We start from the raw sequence: 15577 nt of genomic DNA, 5'->3' as shown, positions 1-15577 counted from the left end.
GCTGTATCGCTCGAGCGACGGCCGCGGTCGTTTGGGGGCTGCAGTGCTGAACATGACCCGTAGAGCACTCTTCGCTCCGGCGAGAACAGCGCACCATCGGAACCCTGTGATCATGTAATTAGCCGCATCTCACAGCCGCAACGAGACCACGCGCGATACAACACGGCTACGCACATGTTTCGCCTACACCCATTCCATGATCGCCAGCGGATCTGAACTGAACACCTCAACGGCGCTGAACATTATCGACCTATTATCAAAGGCCATGATGATATTCGAACGCTGGAGCAGTTCCTTCGCCGCTCCAGCATTCCCGAAGTGCTACAAGGCTTTCACTGAAGATACTCTTTCGCGGAGGGCGTCCCGCTCCGCCTTTAGCTGCGTCATTTCATCGCGAGCTCTACTGCTAACTTCACGAAGTGCTTTCATCCTCTCGTTTACTTCACGGAGGCGCTTTCGATCCGGATTGGGTGCCATGGTCATGGTCCGTTGTTGTTAAGCTGGCAAATTCCAGCCGAACCAGTCTAGCGGCCCTCCAATGAAGATCAACGGGCTTGATGTCGGCCGAAGAAAATTGGGGACTTGCGCAGATACGCCATTGCTAGGTCAAGCCCGACCTGCATCCCGTGATTCCGAGAGGTTCCAAATAATCCGTGCCAACTCATCGGCAGTGTCACGGGAGAATGGCTCAGTAACATCAGAAGAGGCTGGAATCTCACCTGAATACCAATGAATATCGAACTCCTCTCGAAGCCAGCTTAAATCAGAACGGATATCATAAATAATTTTCTTCAACGTCTCATCTCGAATTTCAAACTTACGGCCGGGTATCCGAGCGACGGCTCCAATCGTGTTTCTGTAACTCCGGTTAGGCGGAATCATCCCATTCCGGAAAAGGGGGTACATGCCATTCATGCTATTGAGGATAAGCGCAGCCTCAAAGGACATAGACGTATTCTTATTCTCATTATATTGCATCTCTGCAATAAGTCTCAAGGGCAGATCCGCCGCCGCTAGAAAACTTGAAAAAATGTTGGGGATCGAATCTTCAAACTTAACAACAGTAACGCCGTTGCGGCCAAGCGCATGAATCCATCTACCAATCCGTCGTTCCCATCTCGGTCGTGGCGGGGATGCTAACAAATCATCCAACGTCTTCCCACCCTTGAGCTGCTCCTGTATAATGCTGCGCGTCCAGTCAAACGGATCGCGCAAGAACACGATACAATTAATGTCGTCAACATGGGGCCGGAGCCAATTCGCTAATTTGTCAACTTCATCTTGGTTAAAGTCTGCTAATGCTTCACCGGACAAAATAATGGTACTCCAACTACGCGTCCGGATCGCGCCTTCAAGGCGCACCGCAACCCGCTCCCTCAATTGCTGGATGACCTGAGGATCACCACCCCTCGATCGAGGCTCTCTAATCTGGAGGTACATTGGCAACTTGGCCCTGAAAGCGAGACCTAAATCAATGCTGTGATTATGGGATAAATCGGGGTATAGTATCCCAAAATCAGTCAATAACGTGTTTCGTAGCTTGTAGAGCGTACGTTGGATCGTATTCGTACCGGTCTTCTCAAGGCCGATGTGAATGATAGCTCGTCTATGCATTGGATCCTTTTACGTGCTCACGTTCAGCAGAAGCTCTGCTGAAAATAGCGAGCGGATACGAATTCGCGCCAATTGTCCCACAAATCGATAGGCCGTTCTGCCATTTCACAGGTCAAGTGGCTGTGCTCCTTGCCCCTCAAGCCTCTTTAAACGCGCTCGCAGGTGCACAAGCTCAATGGCCATCTCCCCCATAGCCTCAAGAACGGCAGCAAGGGTGAAGTCGTGCTGGTCCAACAGATCTGCACCACTTTGCGCAGAGTGTCTGTCGGCTCGGTTCGCCAGCGCCAAGCTATCAGCGGCCTCTTTTCCAAGCAAAGCCACGTTATCATCATAAAACTCTCGCATAATCTCTTGAGAGAGCTCGTCGGAAAGTCTAAACTTGCGGCTCGATGCAAGGCGTGACCTGTGACTAAGAAACTCTTCAATCCTGCGATCATGAACATCTTGGTACACAGCCGAATGTCGCGACAGAATGTCAAGAATAGCAAAGTCAAAGCTTTCATTCCTGCTACGGGGCCCGGACTTCTCGAAACTGTGTGCCTGCTCGTCTTCTAATCCGAGCCATCCGGACACTACGGATTCAAGAGGCGTCCGCGTGGTGTCTAAAGATACAATTGAAAGGTTTTCACCTGCTAGCAAACGCCAGGCATTTGCAATCGCCACAAAGTCAGGTGTGTGCTCTAAAAGGGCGATCCGCACATAATGCTCCAGTGTCTTGCCTGTTTTTGACTGCCACTGTTTCCAGGCGGAGTAAATCCAGTCATCCTGGCGACGCACCATATAAAGAACATTAAAAGTAAACTCCTCGGAGAGGGGAGCGAACAATTCGGAGGCTCTAACACTACCCATGTTTTCAGCGGAAATAACGATCTTGTGACCGGATGCGGAGCGCAATCTGTCCGACAACTGCGCTGCGCCGTCCGGTGCGCGGTACAGATCCTCAAGAAGCCACAACGGATTACCGCCATGGCCACCCGTCGTTAGATCTTTGCTGGCGACTTCGTAGCCCAACTGGCGAAGTCTATGCGTGTTGCGAAATAAAAAATCTTGAATCGAGCTTGATGCTACTTTGGGGCTCCCAATGTGCAGAAAAAGATGACGTCTCATGTGTGATGTCGATCTTTCAAACGGGTGAAGTCGAGAACAAAAGTCTAGTTCCAGCATTAGCAGCGAAAGGTGAGGCCGCCGATCTATCCGTTGGCTACCCGCACAGCTAAAAAATCCCCCTGGTAGTCACATAACGCATGGTGAGTCTGAAATTGTTTTGCCGGTTGCGTAAAATGATCCACCGATGAGCTCATGAGTCAGTTCGGCGCGAGGGTGGACGAAGCGTGATCGAATCTGCAGCTTCATCGATCCACCATCGTGCCGTTCGCTCAAGCCCACTCGCCAAATCAATGCTCGGCCTCCATCCGATCTCCCGCGTCGTGCGGGTGATGTCAAGGAAGTTTCGCCGGACATCGATGGCGCGGCTGGGCTGGTAATCCACTGCGATACGCCTGCCCACCGCTTCTTCAATCATCCGGAGCATCGCGTTCAGTGAGACGGCGGTACCGACCCCAACGTTCAGCACGGGCGTTCGGCTCTCGCAGTTAGCCGCCAAAACGAAGGCTTTCGCGACATCGGCAACGTGGATGAAGTCGCGCTCGACCGTTCCGTCACCCCAAACCGGTAAGCGGGTTCCGAAGATCGCGTGCTCCATCGCAGCCGCGACAAAACCCTGGGACCGAACGGCCCGCTGCCCTTCTCCGTATGGATTAGAGATACGCAACACTACGGTGCTCATGTCGCGGGTCTCTCCAATGAGACGGAGATAATGTTCGATTGCTAGCTTGGACACACCGTAGGCGTTCAGCGGGCGCGTTGGCATGTCAACGGTGAGCCCCCCAGCCTCCTGCGGCTCGATGCCATACACGGTTCCTCCGGACGAGGCGAAGAGAAAGCGCTTTACGCCAAGTGCGGCACAAATCTCCGCTGCGCGGACGGTGACTCCAACGTGCGCCTCGACCTCGGCAGCCAGATTGGCGTGCGAAGAGCCAGGAAGGCTGGAGTTTGCAAGGAAGACAACGACGTCGCTGCCGGCGGCCGTTGACGCGACGAGGCTCGCATCAGCAATAGAGCCAACGATCCAGTCCCGCTCATTCCGCCTTTCAGGGGGCGGTACCCTGTCAAGGATTGAAACCGCAGCACCTGCATCGCGAAATGCTGCTACAACGTGCTGTCCGATGAACCCAGCCCCTCCAACCACTAAAACGCGAAGCCCGCTCAGTTTGCAAGCAACTCCGGACTCATGCATCGTCGCATCCATCCCTTGGCCCTCTCCAACTCGGACGTGGAAAAACCCGAACCCGACGTGCTGCAACCCACGTCAGTAGCCGAGGCTGCGCTCTGATTCCACCCCTCTGCCGCCGAGAGGCGTTGAGCCCCCAAGTCACAACATTTGCGTGCATCTTGCAATTCGGCGTAAAATGTGCGCGTGACAAGGCCGCAGTGTGGGCGCCGAAAACGGAGTGCGCTGAGCCGCTTGAGGAGCAAATCCCGTTGAATAATGTGTTCGCCGACAAGAAGAAAAACGCGCTCAGTGCGGCGGAGGCGTCATTGCGCCGTGCTGCCTTGGCCGATCCAGATATTCTTGCGAACTTTGATGTGGCGTTCTATGCCTCCCGTTATGGGCCGACCAACGATGCACCACTTGTCGACTTTCTAGACTCAGGATGGCGCAAGGGGTATGCTCCAACTCCTCGCCACGATTGTCCTGCCTGGCGTGCCCTTGTCCCAAATCTCGAATTCGAAGACCTTTCGGCCGCGCTCGCACGCTGGCCAGGTGCGTTTGACCTCGCTGCCGTGAAGGCCTCAGAGTTGTTCGATTCGGGTCACTACGCAGAAGAAACCGGCCTAAACGGCTGGTCACTTGACCGGCTGCTCTTCCACTATCTCACAACTGGATGGCGGGATGGCCTCGACCCCTCGACGGAGTTCTCGACAAGCTACTACCTTGAAACCTATTCGGATGTGCGCCTCGCAGGATGGCAGCCGCTCATTCACTTCCTGCAGATCGGAATGCACGAGCATCGCCGCCCGTGTCCGGCGAGCGAGCAGCGCGGAGCCCTCCACCGGCTTTATCGGCGATTCGGAAGCTGGCGTGTTGCTGAGCGAATGCTCGCGGCTTTCGATGCAGACTATTACCTCTCCGCAAATCCCGATATCGCACGCGGGGGAATTGATCCGCTCGAGCATTTTCTCAACCACGGCTGGAGGGAACGGCGCGACCCATCTAACAATTTCTCCGTGTCTTACTATCTGACTCGCAATCCTGAGTCACGATGGCGGGATGAGAACCCCCTTTTTCATTATGCCACGGTCGGACATAGTATCGGACTGCGAAAGCATTCCGCTGATCCGGTATTATCGACTGAAGAGGCTGCTCACAGGGAGGTCAGCGCTCTTTCGCATGATTTTTACGACCGCGTGCGCGCGCAATTCGACTTCTGCTTTTACGCGGAGTGCAATCCTGACGTTGCAGCTGCTGGAATAGACCCTTTTCACCATTATCTTGTGTTTGGCTGGAAGGAAGGGAGAGATCCGTCCCCCGAGTTTTCTACAAAGTTTTACCTAGAGAGCAATCCAGGCCTATCCAAACTTCAAATCAATCCTTTTGTCCACTATGTGCTGCGAGGCAGGGCGGAAGGGCGCATTCCGCGGGAGCAATCGTTGCGGAATGACGCCGTGCCTGCGTCTGCTGACCCACTTCAACAGGTTTCAGAGGAGGACTTGGTTTCCATTGCCCCCTTCTTCGACGAACGCTTTTATCTGGATAGGCACCCAGAGGTTGCCAGTCTCGATCCACGCCGACATTATCTGGCCTTGGGCTGGCGTCAGGGATATGACCCTGCCCCAGACTTTTCCACAAGTTTTTATATTGAGAGGTATCCCGATATCGCTCGTGCTGGTGTGCCGCCACTGCTGCACTATGCTAGGTTTGGGCGCGCTGAACGCAGAGAAACGATGAACTATATTACGGATGCGAAGCGAAACTATGCGCCGCTCGTGTCAGTCATCGTTCCAAATTACAATCACGCTCCGTTTTTGGAGCAACGCCTCCGTTCTATTGCCGATCAGACCTACAGGAACATTGAGCTAATCGTTCTTGATGATAACTCCAGCGATGACAGCCGGGCTGTTATCGAGGAGGTGGCACCTGGTCTTGGTCTTCCTTTGAGGATGACGTTTAACAACAAGAACTCCGGGGGTGTGTTTATCCAGTGGAGGAAAGGCATTGTACAGGCTAGGGGTGATCTCATCTGGATCTGCGAGAGCGATGACTTTTGCGAACCAGATTTCCTCGAAAGAATTGTTCCACATTTTGCTGACCGTTCTGTCACGATGGCTTTTGGGCGCATTCAGTTTTCGGACGCAGAAGGTCGAGCGATTGGGGGGCTTGATGCGTACCGGGAGGGCGCGGAAGCAGGTATTTGGAATGGGTCTTTTGTACGCCCAGCAGCACAATGGTTCGCGGGTGCGTTTGGGGTCAATAACGTTATAGCAAATGTCGGTGGCTGTGTATTTCGGAACGTTTCTTTGCCTGACCAGGTCTGGGAAGAGGCCCGTACTTACCGTATTTGCGGCGATTGGTACCTATATATTCATATCGCTGGGGGCGGGCAGATTGCGTATGAACCGTTAGCTGTCAGTTATTTCCGCCAGCATAGTGCCAACACTTCTGCCAAGAACTTTGATAAGGCATACTATTATAAAGAGAATATGCGAATTCTCCGAGAGATTGCGCGCCATTGGGAGGTGCCGCGCGAAACGCGGCTCAAGTTTGTTGAGAAGGTGAAGGCGCAGTACACGCATTTTGGCATGGATAGTGTTTTGGGTAGCTTCGAGGAAGGTCTGGGTGTTGGGCAGGCTTTGAAGCAAGTGCGGGAGGTTCCGCACGTACAAATATTGTTTCTTGGTTTTAGTCCTGGCGGCGGGGAATTGTTCCCAATTAATCTTGCCAATGCGCTGACCGCATGTGGAGTGAAAGTGTCTATGTTGGCGATGGACATGCAGTCCATCAACCAGGATATGCTTTCGCGACTTGCGCCGTCCATTCCCGTGTACCAGACTATCGATGTTGTGAGGGCCGGCCGGGCTGCTTATCTCGATCGAACCGGGATTTCCGTTCTGCATAGCCATATGGTGCTGTGTGAGTCGTTTCTGACGGAACTTACTCCCGGCAAACGGCTGGAACGCCCCCTGATTGTGACGCTACATGGCTCATATGCCTTTTTGGATGGGGTGCCTGAGGCTAAGATTGAAGCGATCCTTGCGAACGTTGACCTCTGGGTTTACACCGCCGACCGCAATCTGGAGTTCTTTGAAGCGCGGGGAATGGATACTAGCGGTTTTGTCAAGCTGCCGAACGCGATGCCGGCCGATCCTCGGCCTGCTCCCTTCGACCGCGTTGATCTTGGTATCGGCGCGGACGACATTGTCTTCACGTTGGTGGCGCGGGGAATAAAGCGGAAAGGCTGGCGAGCTTCCTTGAACGCGTTTCGTCGTCTGCGGGACGTGCATGGCCGCAGGGATGTCCATCTTATTATGATCGGCGAAGGGGAAGCGCAGGAGGAAGTTCGTCGCGTCGCAGCGGACGCCGAGAACGTCCATTTCCTGGGTTATGTCTCCGAGATTAACGGCGTCTTCCGGCTTACTGATGTGGTCCTACTGCCAACCAGGTTTGCGGGGGAATCTTATCCACTTGTGCTCGTCCAAGCCCTACAGGAGGGGCGTCCGGTGATCGCTACCAACATTGGTGAGATAGGAGCGATGATCAGCCATGGGAATGAAGTCGCGGGTGTGTTGCTGCCAAACATTCGAAACAGCAATCTGTTCTTTGCTGCCCTCGAGAATGCTCTGTTGGAAATGCTTGAACCAGCCCGTCGTGCCACAGCGGCAGGCATTGCAAAGAAATGCGCGAGCCGCTTCGACATGGTTGAAGTAGCTCGTTCTTATGCGGAGATTTATGAGCGCATGTTCTCGGATCAGTCTACAGCACTTGCTGGCGTGCTGCCTGGCGCCGAGGATTCGTAATGACTACTGACGTCAACCGCCCATTACCTCGTAGACTCTGGATGCGATGGAGAGTGCAGTTACACTCCAGCGGAGGAAGCGTGCGGCGTGCAATCTGGCTTTGGGAGCGCACGAATAGTTCCGTTTCATTCAGCTGGTCGTTTCAGCGACACCATCCCCTCTCGGACGCGGCTCATTCACCCGAACCGGCGCGCAGACCCTTCGATCCGCGCACCCGATTCTCCCAGTTGCATCTCTCAGGTGCTCATGGCGGTCTGGGCGAAGGGCGGGCACCATAGACCATAGCATTAGGTGGCGTCACAGGCCGACACGTTAGGAATGCCAATCCTGCCGGAGAGGCGCTGGACCCGTGACGGAACAGCTCAGAATTCCTCCTGTCACACTCTTGTCACAACGCTGCAGGGACTCCACATGTGACGTCGGTCGCAGGAGGCAGCTGCGGCGACAGATGGCAACAACAACCAGGTGACTGAATCTGCATTGATTTTCCCAGCCACATCGCGGCGCATGCCGCCGGGCGCCCGTAGCTCAGCTGGATAGAGCACCAGACTACGAATCTGGGGGTCAGAGGTTCGAATCCTTTCGGGCGCGCCAAAATCCCGCCATTCCGGAACGAGGCTGAGAACCGATCCTATGGAGTAGGGCGAGCGGTTGCGGCAGGGCGCGTGCACAGCTATGGCGGCCGCCCGCATTGCTGCAACCCCTCAGGGTTCTCGATCTCGTGATCAGTGGCGTTCTTTCGCCTGGTCTCGCCAAGCATGCAGCGGCCGTCGGGTAACTGATGGTGCCGTTTTGCGGCGACGCGAGCGCTGGCGTATGGTACGGCCGGGTTTTGCACGGCGAACGGACTGTGACAGTGGAAGGGCGCAATGGCGGAAAGCGCATCCTCGTGGCCTGCCATGAGGTCGTCATCTCTGGTGGTCTTCTCCGGTTCGATCGCGTTGGCCGCGTTATCAGGCAGTTTGGCCACAAGCTCGCCTTCGCCACATTCGCCGATCATCCGACCCGCCATCGCACCACGGAGTTCGAGGTGCTGCCCCTTGCGGAAGCCGGCCGGCGACAATGGGACGCAACCTTCGTGCCCGGCGCTGGCTTTCCGGCGAAGACAATCGAGCTCTTTTCAGAGCTTCGGCGGGAGAATTTCGGCGTACGGGTTCAGCACGTCCTGAACGACCAGACCCGGCGAGCGGGCTTCCTGAAGGTGAACCATGCCTTCGCGCCGCAAGTAGTGATCTTCAATAACCGTCACTGGGTGCCAGGCGACTACACCGATTTCGCTGCCGATGCCTTCCACCATCTGGAAGGCGCAGTCGATCTCGAAGCCTTCACGCCCGATCCCGGCCGCCGGCGGCGCGCGCACGGCGATCCCTTCGTGATCGGCGCGCAGGCGAACAAGAACCCCGGCCCGCTGGTCGAGGCGGTCAGACTATCCAGCCCGGAAGTGTCTCTGAGGCTGTTTGGCGCTCCCGGAGCCCTCGCCGACAGCGCACGCGATTTTATCGAAAGCGGGCGATTGGAACTGCTCGGCCCCGTGGAGGAGGCAGAGCTGCCAAGCCACTATGCAGGCTTCGACTGCGTTGTGCATACCGAGACCTTTGCGGGCTGGGCCAACATCGTCGCCGAAGCGATGGCGAGCGGTGTGCCAACGATCTGCACACCGCATGGCACGCTGCCGATCGCGATGCAGGAGGAGACCGCGCTTGTCGTAGCCGAGCCGGACGCTCGCACTATTGCCGCCGCCATCGCGCGCCTCAAAGACGACGCGGAGCTTACGGCCAGGCTCACGCGCAACGCACGCCGGCACGTCGCCTCCTTTTCTTGGGTGTCTTACTCGGCCGAACTGCTGAGGCTGATCGAACGACCAGCGCAGAGCCACTACACCTCGTCGCCTGGCATCGGCCTGTATGGGAAATGGACGGAGGCGCAGCGGCTGCACGGCCTGGAGCCCATTCTCGCACGTGCCAAGGCAAAGACCATCTGCGACCTCGGTGCCGGCGACGGAATAGTCGCGCGTCGGTTGCTGGAGCGCGGCGCAGCGACCTTGGTCGGCTTCGAACGTGACCCCGGCAGGGTCAAACTGGCGGACCACCTATGTCGCCAGTTCCCGACCGCCCGCTTCACCACAGCCGATCTTTCCGACTGGAATGCTTTCGAACGGGCCCATGCCAGTCGGCTGCAGCCCTTCTACGACATTGTCCTGTATCTAGGACTGCACCACCACCTGCCAGCGGCTACCCGCCTCGACGTGCTCAGGGGTGCCGCGGCGCGGGCTTCCTCATGGTTCGTTGTCCGCACACCGGCAGCGCTGTACCAGGCCGACGCTATCGAAGCCGTGCTGGCGGCCGAGGGCCTCACCCTTCAGGCAGCAGTCACGGACGGTGCGCCTAGCACCGGCAGTCTCTACCTGTTCGCCAGAGAAGGTCGTGTGGGATGAGGCGCGACTTCATCTCTTTTCCGAAATCGGGGCGCAGTTGGCTGCGGTTCGCTCTGCACCATCTCGGTGTCGCCGACCAGATCAACTTTCATCACGATGGATTCGAATATAACAACGGCAGCAAGCCGCCGCTCGATTTCGACTTCGCTGCTCGTCGCGCCCGCTACGGAGACGGCCGCGCCATCGTCTATCTAAGCCGCGAACCTCGCGACGTGATGGTCAGCCTGTACCACCAAGTCACCGGTCGCTTCGCGGATTTTTTCGGATACGCCGGCTCAATCTCGGAGTTCATCCGCGATCCTTATTTCGGTGCAGCAAACCTAGCTGCCTTTCAGGCGCAGTGGTCGATGCTTTGCGCCGAAGGCATCGCGCTGCCGATTACCTATGAAGCGTGCCACGCAGATTTCCGCGCCGTGCTGGGCAGGGTCTTAGCCCACTACGGCTTTGCGCTTCCCCCGTCCGCTCTCGACAAAGCCGTCGAGGCCGCCAGCTTCGCAAATATGCGGGTGCTCGAGGCCAGCGGCAGATTTTCGGAACCTTGGCTGCGGCGAAGAAATGGGGCACCCAAGGTGCGGAAGGGCCAAGTCGGCAGCTTTGCAGTAGCGCTCCCGGCCGAGGACCTAGCCTATCTCGACGAGGTGTTCGGAGGCGTCGAGGCGCGGGTCGAGACCTAGCCACGGGGCAACACGGTCATCATTTAGAAGTGGCGACGGCCTTGGCACGTGAGCTGTGCGGTAGTCCGAGGCGATGCAACCCTCACGCAGTTCCTGCTCGATCACGGCGCCAGCTGGAGCGAAGTGTGCACGGTTATGGCGACAATGTCTGTGGAACGCTCTCGTGCGCCTCGTTCAACGAGCCGGTTGAGGAAGGGAACTGGCTCGGTTGCGCCGAAGCACTCGTCGAACACGGCACGCCCTCGCCATCAGAGCATGGTTGCTGAGACCAAGCGACCAAGGCACCGCAACGCTTATTGCTTCGCGCCCTCGTTCACCGAACTGCCGCCTGTCTTCTGGATGTGGACGAAGATCGCTCGATGCTTGTGGCTGATCATCGGATCACTCGACCACACGGCCGTTTGGTCCGCAACACATCGCCAGGACGGATGGGCTGCGGGCGGGCCTACGGACCGAGAGGCCCTGGCTCCTTCCTCTTTGCCTAGCCCGGGACGACGAAACCCTGATAGGCAATGTGCCGCCGTCGAACGCAGCGAGAAGGATGGCTTCGCCATGGAACCCGGAGATCCCCGCCCGAAAGCGGCCGCTGAGCGCAACAGTCGCGATCGGTCTGAAGCGAAGGGCCGGACCAACGTTAGCGCGGCCGGTCATCGGGCGGAATCTGGCCAGGTTCGCCAGAGCGGCGAAGATGCGCGCGCGCCCGTCGCTCTGTTGGTGCTCGGCATGCACCGGAGCCTGACCTCGGCGATCACGGGTTCGCTTGCACACGCGGGAGCCGCAATACCGGTCAACCTGCTGCCGGCCGACGGGAACAATCCGAAGGGGTATTTCGAGAGCTCGCAGATCAACGCCGCACTGGAGCGCCTGTTGACGGCGGCCGGATCGCGATGGCACGACTGGCGCGCGCTCTCGCTCGAGCGCATCCCCCCGGACGAGCTCGACAAGATCCGCAGACAGCTGCAGTTCGCCCTCCAGGCGGAGTTCGGCTCGGCCGCCCTGTTCGCGCTCAAGGATCCCAGGATATGCCGCTGCGTGCCGTTCTGGCGGGAGGTGCTCGCCGAGTTCGGGGCGCGCCCGCTGGCGATCATTCCGATCCGGCACCCGCTCGCCGTGGCGCTGTCCCTTCAGAAGCGGGACGGCATGCCGCGGGAGAAGGCGCTGCTTCTCTGGTTCCGGCACGTGATGGACGCCGAGCGCACCACGCGGGACATCCCGCGCGTGTTCCTGCTTTCGGAAGCCTTCGCGGCCGACCCCGCCGCTTCGCTGGGTTCGATTGCACAGAGGCTTGGCATCGAGTGGCCGAGGAGCGGGGGTCCTCTCCAGGATCGCCTGGATGCCTTCATCGTCGCCGATCTCGTTCACCACACCGACGAGGCGCGCCAGGCGCCCCGCTCGCCCATCGCTCGCTGGTACGAGCCGCTTCTCGCGCTGGCCGAGCGGCTGGCCGGCGGTGAGACGGATCTCGCGCCGCAGCTTGACGCACTCTACGCCGACTTCCTGACCGGCACGGCCCCGTTCGAAGCATATTGCGATGCAATGGAGGTTGCGCTACTCAAGCAGCAGGAGAGCGCGGTTCGTCTAAAGAAGGCCCTCGATCGCGCCAGATGGCTGCTCGGATCGGTCCTGACAGAGCAACAGGTTCTGCATTTCGAATCGACTTTGGACGACGTGATCCGCGAGCAGCGGGAAAGGCTGGTTCGCCTCGAGAACCGTGTGGACGAACTCTCGAAAGCTTCTTCCTCATCGAACGGACACAATCGCTAACTGCTTGTGCAGACAGACCGGGTAGAGTCATGAACGATTTTGTCAGAGCACCTGCCTACGCGGACACCCTGGAACCTTTGCGGCAGGCGCTCGACGTCGAGTACATGCAGCGGTTTGCAAGAAGCATTCTTAACAAGGAGCTGCCCAGCGAAGACCCGCTTTCCGCCTATATTGAGCTATCGAAAGACGGTGGTGTTGTTAATCCAAACGAGGTGTTCAGCGAGGTCTTCTATCGGCTCGAGTACCCCGACGTTTCGCGCGCGGTGTCCGACAAGGTATTCTTGAGCGGGTTGCAGCACTTCGTATTCCATGGCGCCTTCGAGGGGCGTTACCCGAACGAAACGTTCAAGCGCACCATTGAACAGTCAACTTCTCCGCTCTCGCTTGACAATGATCATGATGCCATCGTTCGCCTGATCGAAGGCAATGCGCTTCTAAGCCGATTCTCCCAGTTTTTCCCCTCGCTAAGTATAGATTCCATCTATAAGGAATATGCACGCTTCTTCTTTTCCGGTGACGCTACGCGTCCTTCGTTCAGGGCAATCCTGAGCGCTACCTTCGATCCTGAATTTTTCCGGAAAAAGTATGGATTCGGTAGTGAATTTACAGTAGCCGATTTGATCAGTATCTACCTTTCCAAGGTAGCTGCCGAGGAATACTCACCTAATCCGCAGTTCGACGAAAAGTTCTATCGGGCCTTTTACGTGGATATCCGGGATGCGGTGAAGGCGGGGCGGCTACTCTGCGGCTATCAGCATTATTTGCTGTCGGGCAAGGCGGAAGGGCGCCTCCCGCAGTATCGTCTCGAGTCCACGCTCGAGCAGAAATATTACGGCATAACCCGCCCGGTGGCGTTCGACCGCGTCCGCGACATCCAGCGGCGCCTTGCGGCGCCGCCGATCGTACAGACGCGTGACCATCAACGGACCCTCCACCTGGTCGTTCCGGATCTCAACCCCGACCTCTTTTTCGGCGGCTATCGATCGCTGATCGAGCTGGCAAAGCAGCTTCACAAGCGCGGATCCCGGATGTCGGTCGTCAAGACCGAGAGCGAGGACGAGAGCCTCAACTATTTTTTCTATCATGCCGCGGAGGAAGAAAGCGCCGCATTCCGTGATGCTCAGGTTTATACGGCAAAGACGGGCGTTCGCATCGGACCGAACGATAGATTTCTGTGTTACTCGGCGTGGGATGTCTTGTTTGCCAGGAACCTCGTGAAGAAGACGAATCACGAGAGGGTGTCATTCCTGGTCCAGGAGTACGAGCCGATCTTTCTGGAGCACAACGCACTCCATTACATGGTCTCCTCGGCATACGCTTATCCGCATTTTCCCGTCTTCAACTCGGAAGTGCTAAAGCGCTACTTTCGCGAGCATCGAATCGGCGTGTTCGCGAATGACCCTCCCGCGCCGCATACATGCTTCCAACATTGCGTCACCTCGATACGCCCACCGGTGGCCGAGACGCCGAGCCAGAAGACGCTGCTCTTCTACGCCCGGCCGGAAATGCATGCGGGCCGGAACATGTTCGAGGTTGGCGTCATGGCGCTCAGGGCCGCGGTCGAAGCCAACGTTTTCACCGACGACTGGCGGTTCGTGGGAGTTGGGGCCATGCGCGACCATCCACCCTATCATCTGGCGGGGCCGCATTGGCTGGAGATCCGTGCGCGGGTGCCGATCGCGGAATATCAGGAGCTCATGGAGAACGTGGTGGTCGGCCTGAGCTTGATGCACGCCCCGCATCCAAGCGTCGTGCCCTACGAGATGCTTCAGGTTGGCGCGCAGGTCGTGACGAACTCCTTCGAGAACCGCTCCGCCGCCGAACTGGAGAGGATCTCGCCCAATTTCATTCCGGCCGGGGCGACTATCGAGAGCGTTGTCGATGCGATAAGGAAGGCTGTCGCCCGCGTCAGCGCAGGCGCGTCCCGCCTGGGATCGGCCCGTCGGATCGGTCCGAGCAGTTGGGATGCCGCCTTGCAGGGTGCGCTGCGCGATCTTGAAGCCGAGGATCAGATTTGATGTATGTTTCCATCCACATTCCCAAGACCGCGGGGACATCTCTCGGAAATATCTTTGATTACTGCTCAGGGCGGCGGGTTTTCTGGGATTATTCACCATCTTACGACAACGCATTAGTGATCAGTCCACTTATTGCTTCAGGTCTACCTTTCATTTGCGAATACTTTAAGTTTATACACGGTCACTTTTACTATAGGAAGTACGCAGATACGATTTCGTCCGCAAAATTCATATCGTGTGTAAGACATCCTGTGAAGCGAATTGTATCTCAATATTATCATGTGGGTTTAGAAAAGGCGAATGGAGACTGGCGTACTCCGCTTATTGCATCCGGCAAGATGGATGCTGTCGAGTTTGCTTCAGCCGATCCGAACACATTAAATGCGATGAGCGTTCATTTGGCTGGTCGCGAGATTGAGGAATACGATTTCATATTTGTAACCGAAAAGCTACATCATAGCGTCGAAGCTTTTTCAACCATGTTTAATTATCGTTTGGCCATGAGGGTGCCTACTGTTAACACGACGGAGGGGCGACGGGTTGTGCGGGATGATGTGAACATTGTCCCTGTGACGGCCGAGCACGAGCGCAAACTCTTTAGCCTTTCCGTTCAGGATGTTGATGTGTATCAAAGAGCGGTTGCAACCTTCTTGAAGCAGTAAACGAGCTTTGCACGGTCGCGGTTGACGCTCTACGGTAGACACTCAGTTTCAGCCAGAATGCTGTTTCGGCGCGAGTTCCTGAGTTCGACTGCTGCTGGTTGTCTCGGGCGAGCTTGTCGTAGTGTGTGGCGCCGCGGCGGGAGCCCTCCAGATTGCAGCCACGGCTTCGATGCGTCAGCAGCCCTTGTAGGGGCGCTGACGTACTACATCATGCGCTTGCCGAGGCTGATTGGGATCGTGCCTTGCTCGAGAAGTGCCGTCCGGATGCCATTGGCATTGGATCCGCGTTCGACGATCAGATGCTCCATTCCGGCTGCTTCGCAGATCAGGGAGGTC

9 protein-coding genes and 1 tRNA gene are annotated in these 15577 nt (G+C 57.2%); 7 read left to right on the top strand and 3 right to left on the bottom strand.

What is annotated here, in order from left to right:
* Nucleotides 1-606 precede the first annotated feature (606 nt).
* The 3 genes from ACUN0C_RS19505 to ACUN0C_RS19495 form a co-directional block, all read right to left on the bottom strand.
* Nucleotides 607-1614 carry a hypothetical protein gene (locus tag ACUN0C_RS19505; protein ID WP_445468081.1) on the bottom strand — a complete coding sequence of 336 codons (1008 nt, stop codon included), beginning with the start codon at nucleotides 1612-1614 and terminating at the stop codon, nucleotides 607-609.
* A 105-nt stretch (nucleotides 1615-1719) separates the two neighbouring features.
* Nucleotides 1720-2721, bottom strand: coding sequence for a hypothetical protein (locus tag ACUN0C_RS19500; protein WP_445468080.1), 1002 nt, complete (start codon nucleotides 2719-2721; stop codon nucleotides 1720-1722).
* 190 nt (nucleotides 2722-2911) lie between these two features.
* A complete protein-coding gene (locus tag ACUN0C_RS19495; RefSeq protein ID WP_445468079.1) occupies nucleotides 2912-3922 on the bottom strand; it encodes an NAD-dependent epimerase/dehydratase family protein in 1011 nt (336 codons plus the stop codon).
* Nucleotides 3923-4104: 182 nt separating this feature from the next.
* Here ACUN0C_RS19495 and ACUN0C_RS19490 point away from each other — a divergent pair, with 182 nt between their 5' ends.
* From ACUN0C_RS19490 to ACUN0C_RS19460, 7 genes are all read left to right on the top strand, one after another.
* Nucleotides 4105-7689 carry a glycosyltransferase gene (locus ACUN0C_RS19490; protein ID WP_445468078.1) on the top strand — a complete coding sequence of 1195 codons (3585 nt, stop codon included), beginning with the start codon at nucleotides 4105-4107 and terminating at the stop codon, nucleotides 7687-7689.
* Between the two features lie 517 nt (nucleotides 7690-8206).
* Nucleotides 8207-8283: transfer RNA gene (locus ACUN0C_RS19485), tRNA-Arg, on the top strand.
* Between the two features lie 262 nt (nucleotides 8284-8545).
* On the top strand, nucleotides 8546-10123 hold the full coding sequence (locus ACUN0C_RS19480; protein ID WP_445468077.1) for a glycosyltransferase: 1578 nt from the start codon (nucleotides 8546-8548) through the stop codon (nucleotides 10121-10123).
* On the top strand, nucleotides 10120-10797 hold the full coding sequence (locus ACUN0C_RS19475) for a sulfotransferase domain-containing protein (RefSeq protein ID WP_445468076.1): 678 nt from the start codon (nucleotides 10120-10122) through the stop codon (nucleotides 10795-10797). The genes ACUN0C_RS19480 and ACUN0C_RS19475 overlap by 4 nt, the downstream gene beginning before the upstream one ends.
* A gap of 255 nt (nucleotides 10798-11052) precedes the next feature.
* Nucleotides 11053-12561, top strand: a complete 1509-nt coding sequence (locus ACUN0C_RS19470) for a sulfotransferase family protein (protein ID WP_445468075.1) — start codon at nucleotides 11053-11055, stop codon at nucleotides 12559-12561.
* Between the two features lie 29 nt (nucleotides 12562-12590).
* A complete protein-coding gene (locus tag ACUN0C_RS19465) occupies nucleotides 12591-14579 on the top strand; it encodes a rhamnosyltransferase WsaF family glycosyltransferase (RefSeq protein ID WP_445468074.1) in 1989 nt (662 codons plus the stop codon).
* The gene (locus ACUN0C_RS19460) at nucleotides 14579-15241 is read left to right on the top strand and encodes a sulfotransferase family 2 domain-containing protein (RefSeq protein ID WP_445468073.1); all 663 of its coding nucleotides are present in this window, start codon (nucleotides 14579-14581) and stop codon (nucleotides 15239-15241) included. The genes ACUN0C_RS19465 and ACUN0C_RS19460 overlap by 1 nt, the downstream gene beginning before the upstream one ends.
* Nucleotides 15242-15577 lie beyond the last annotated feature (336 nt).

The organism is Faunimonas sp. B44 (assembly GCF_052655945.1).
This window is presented reverse-complemented; position numbering and strand designations above follow the sequence as displayed.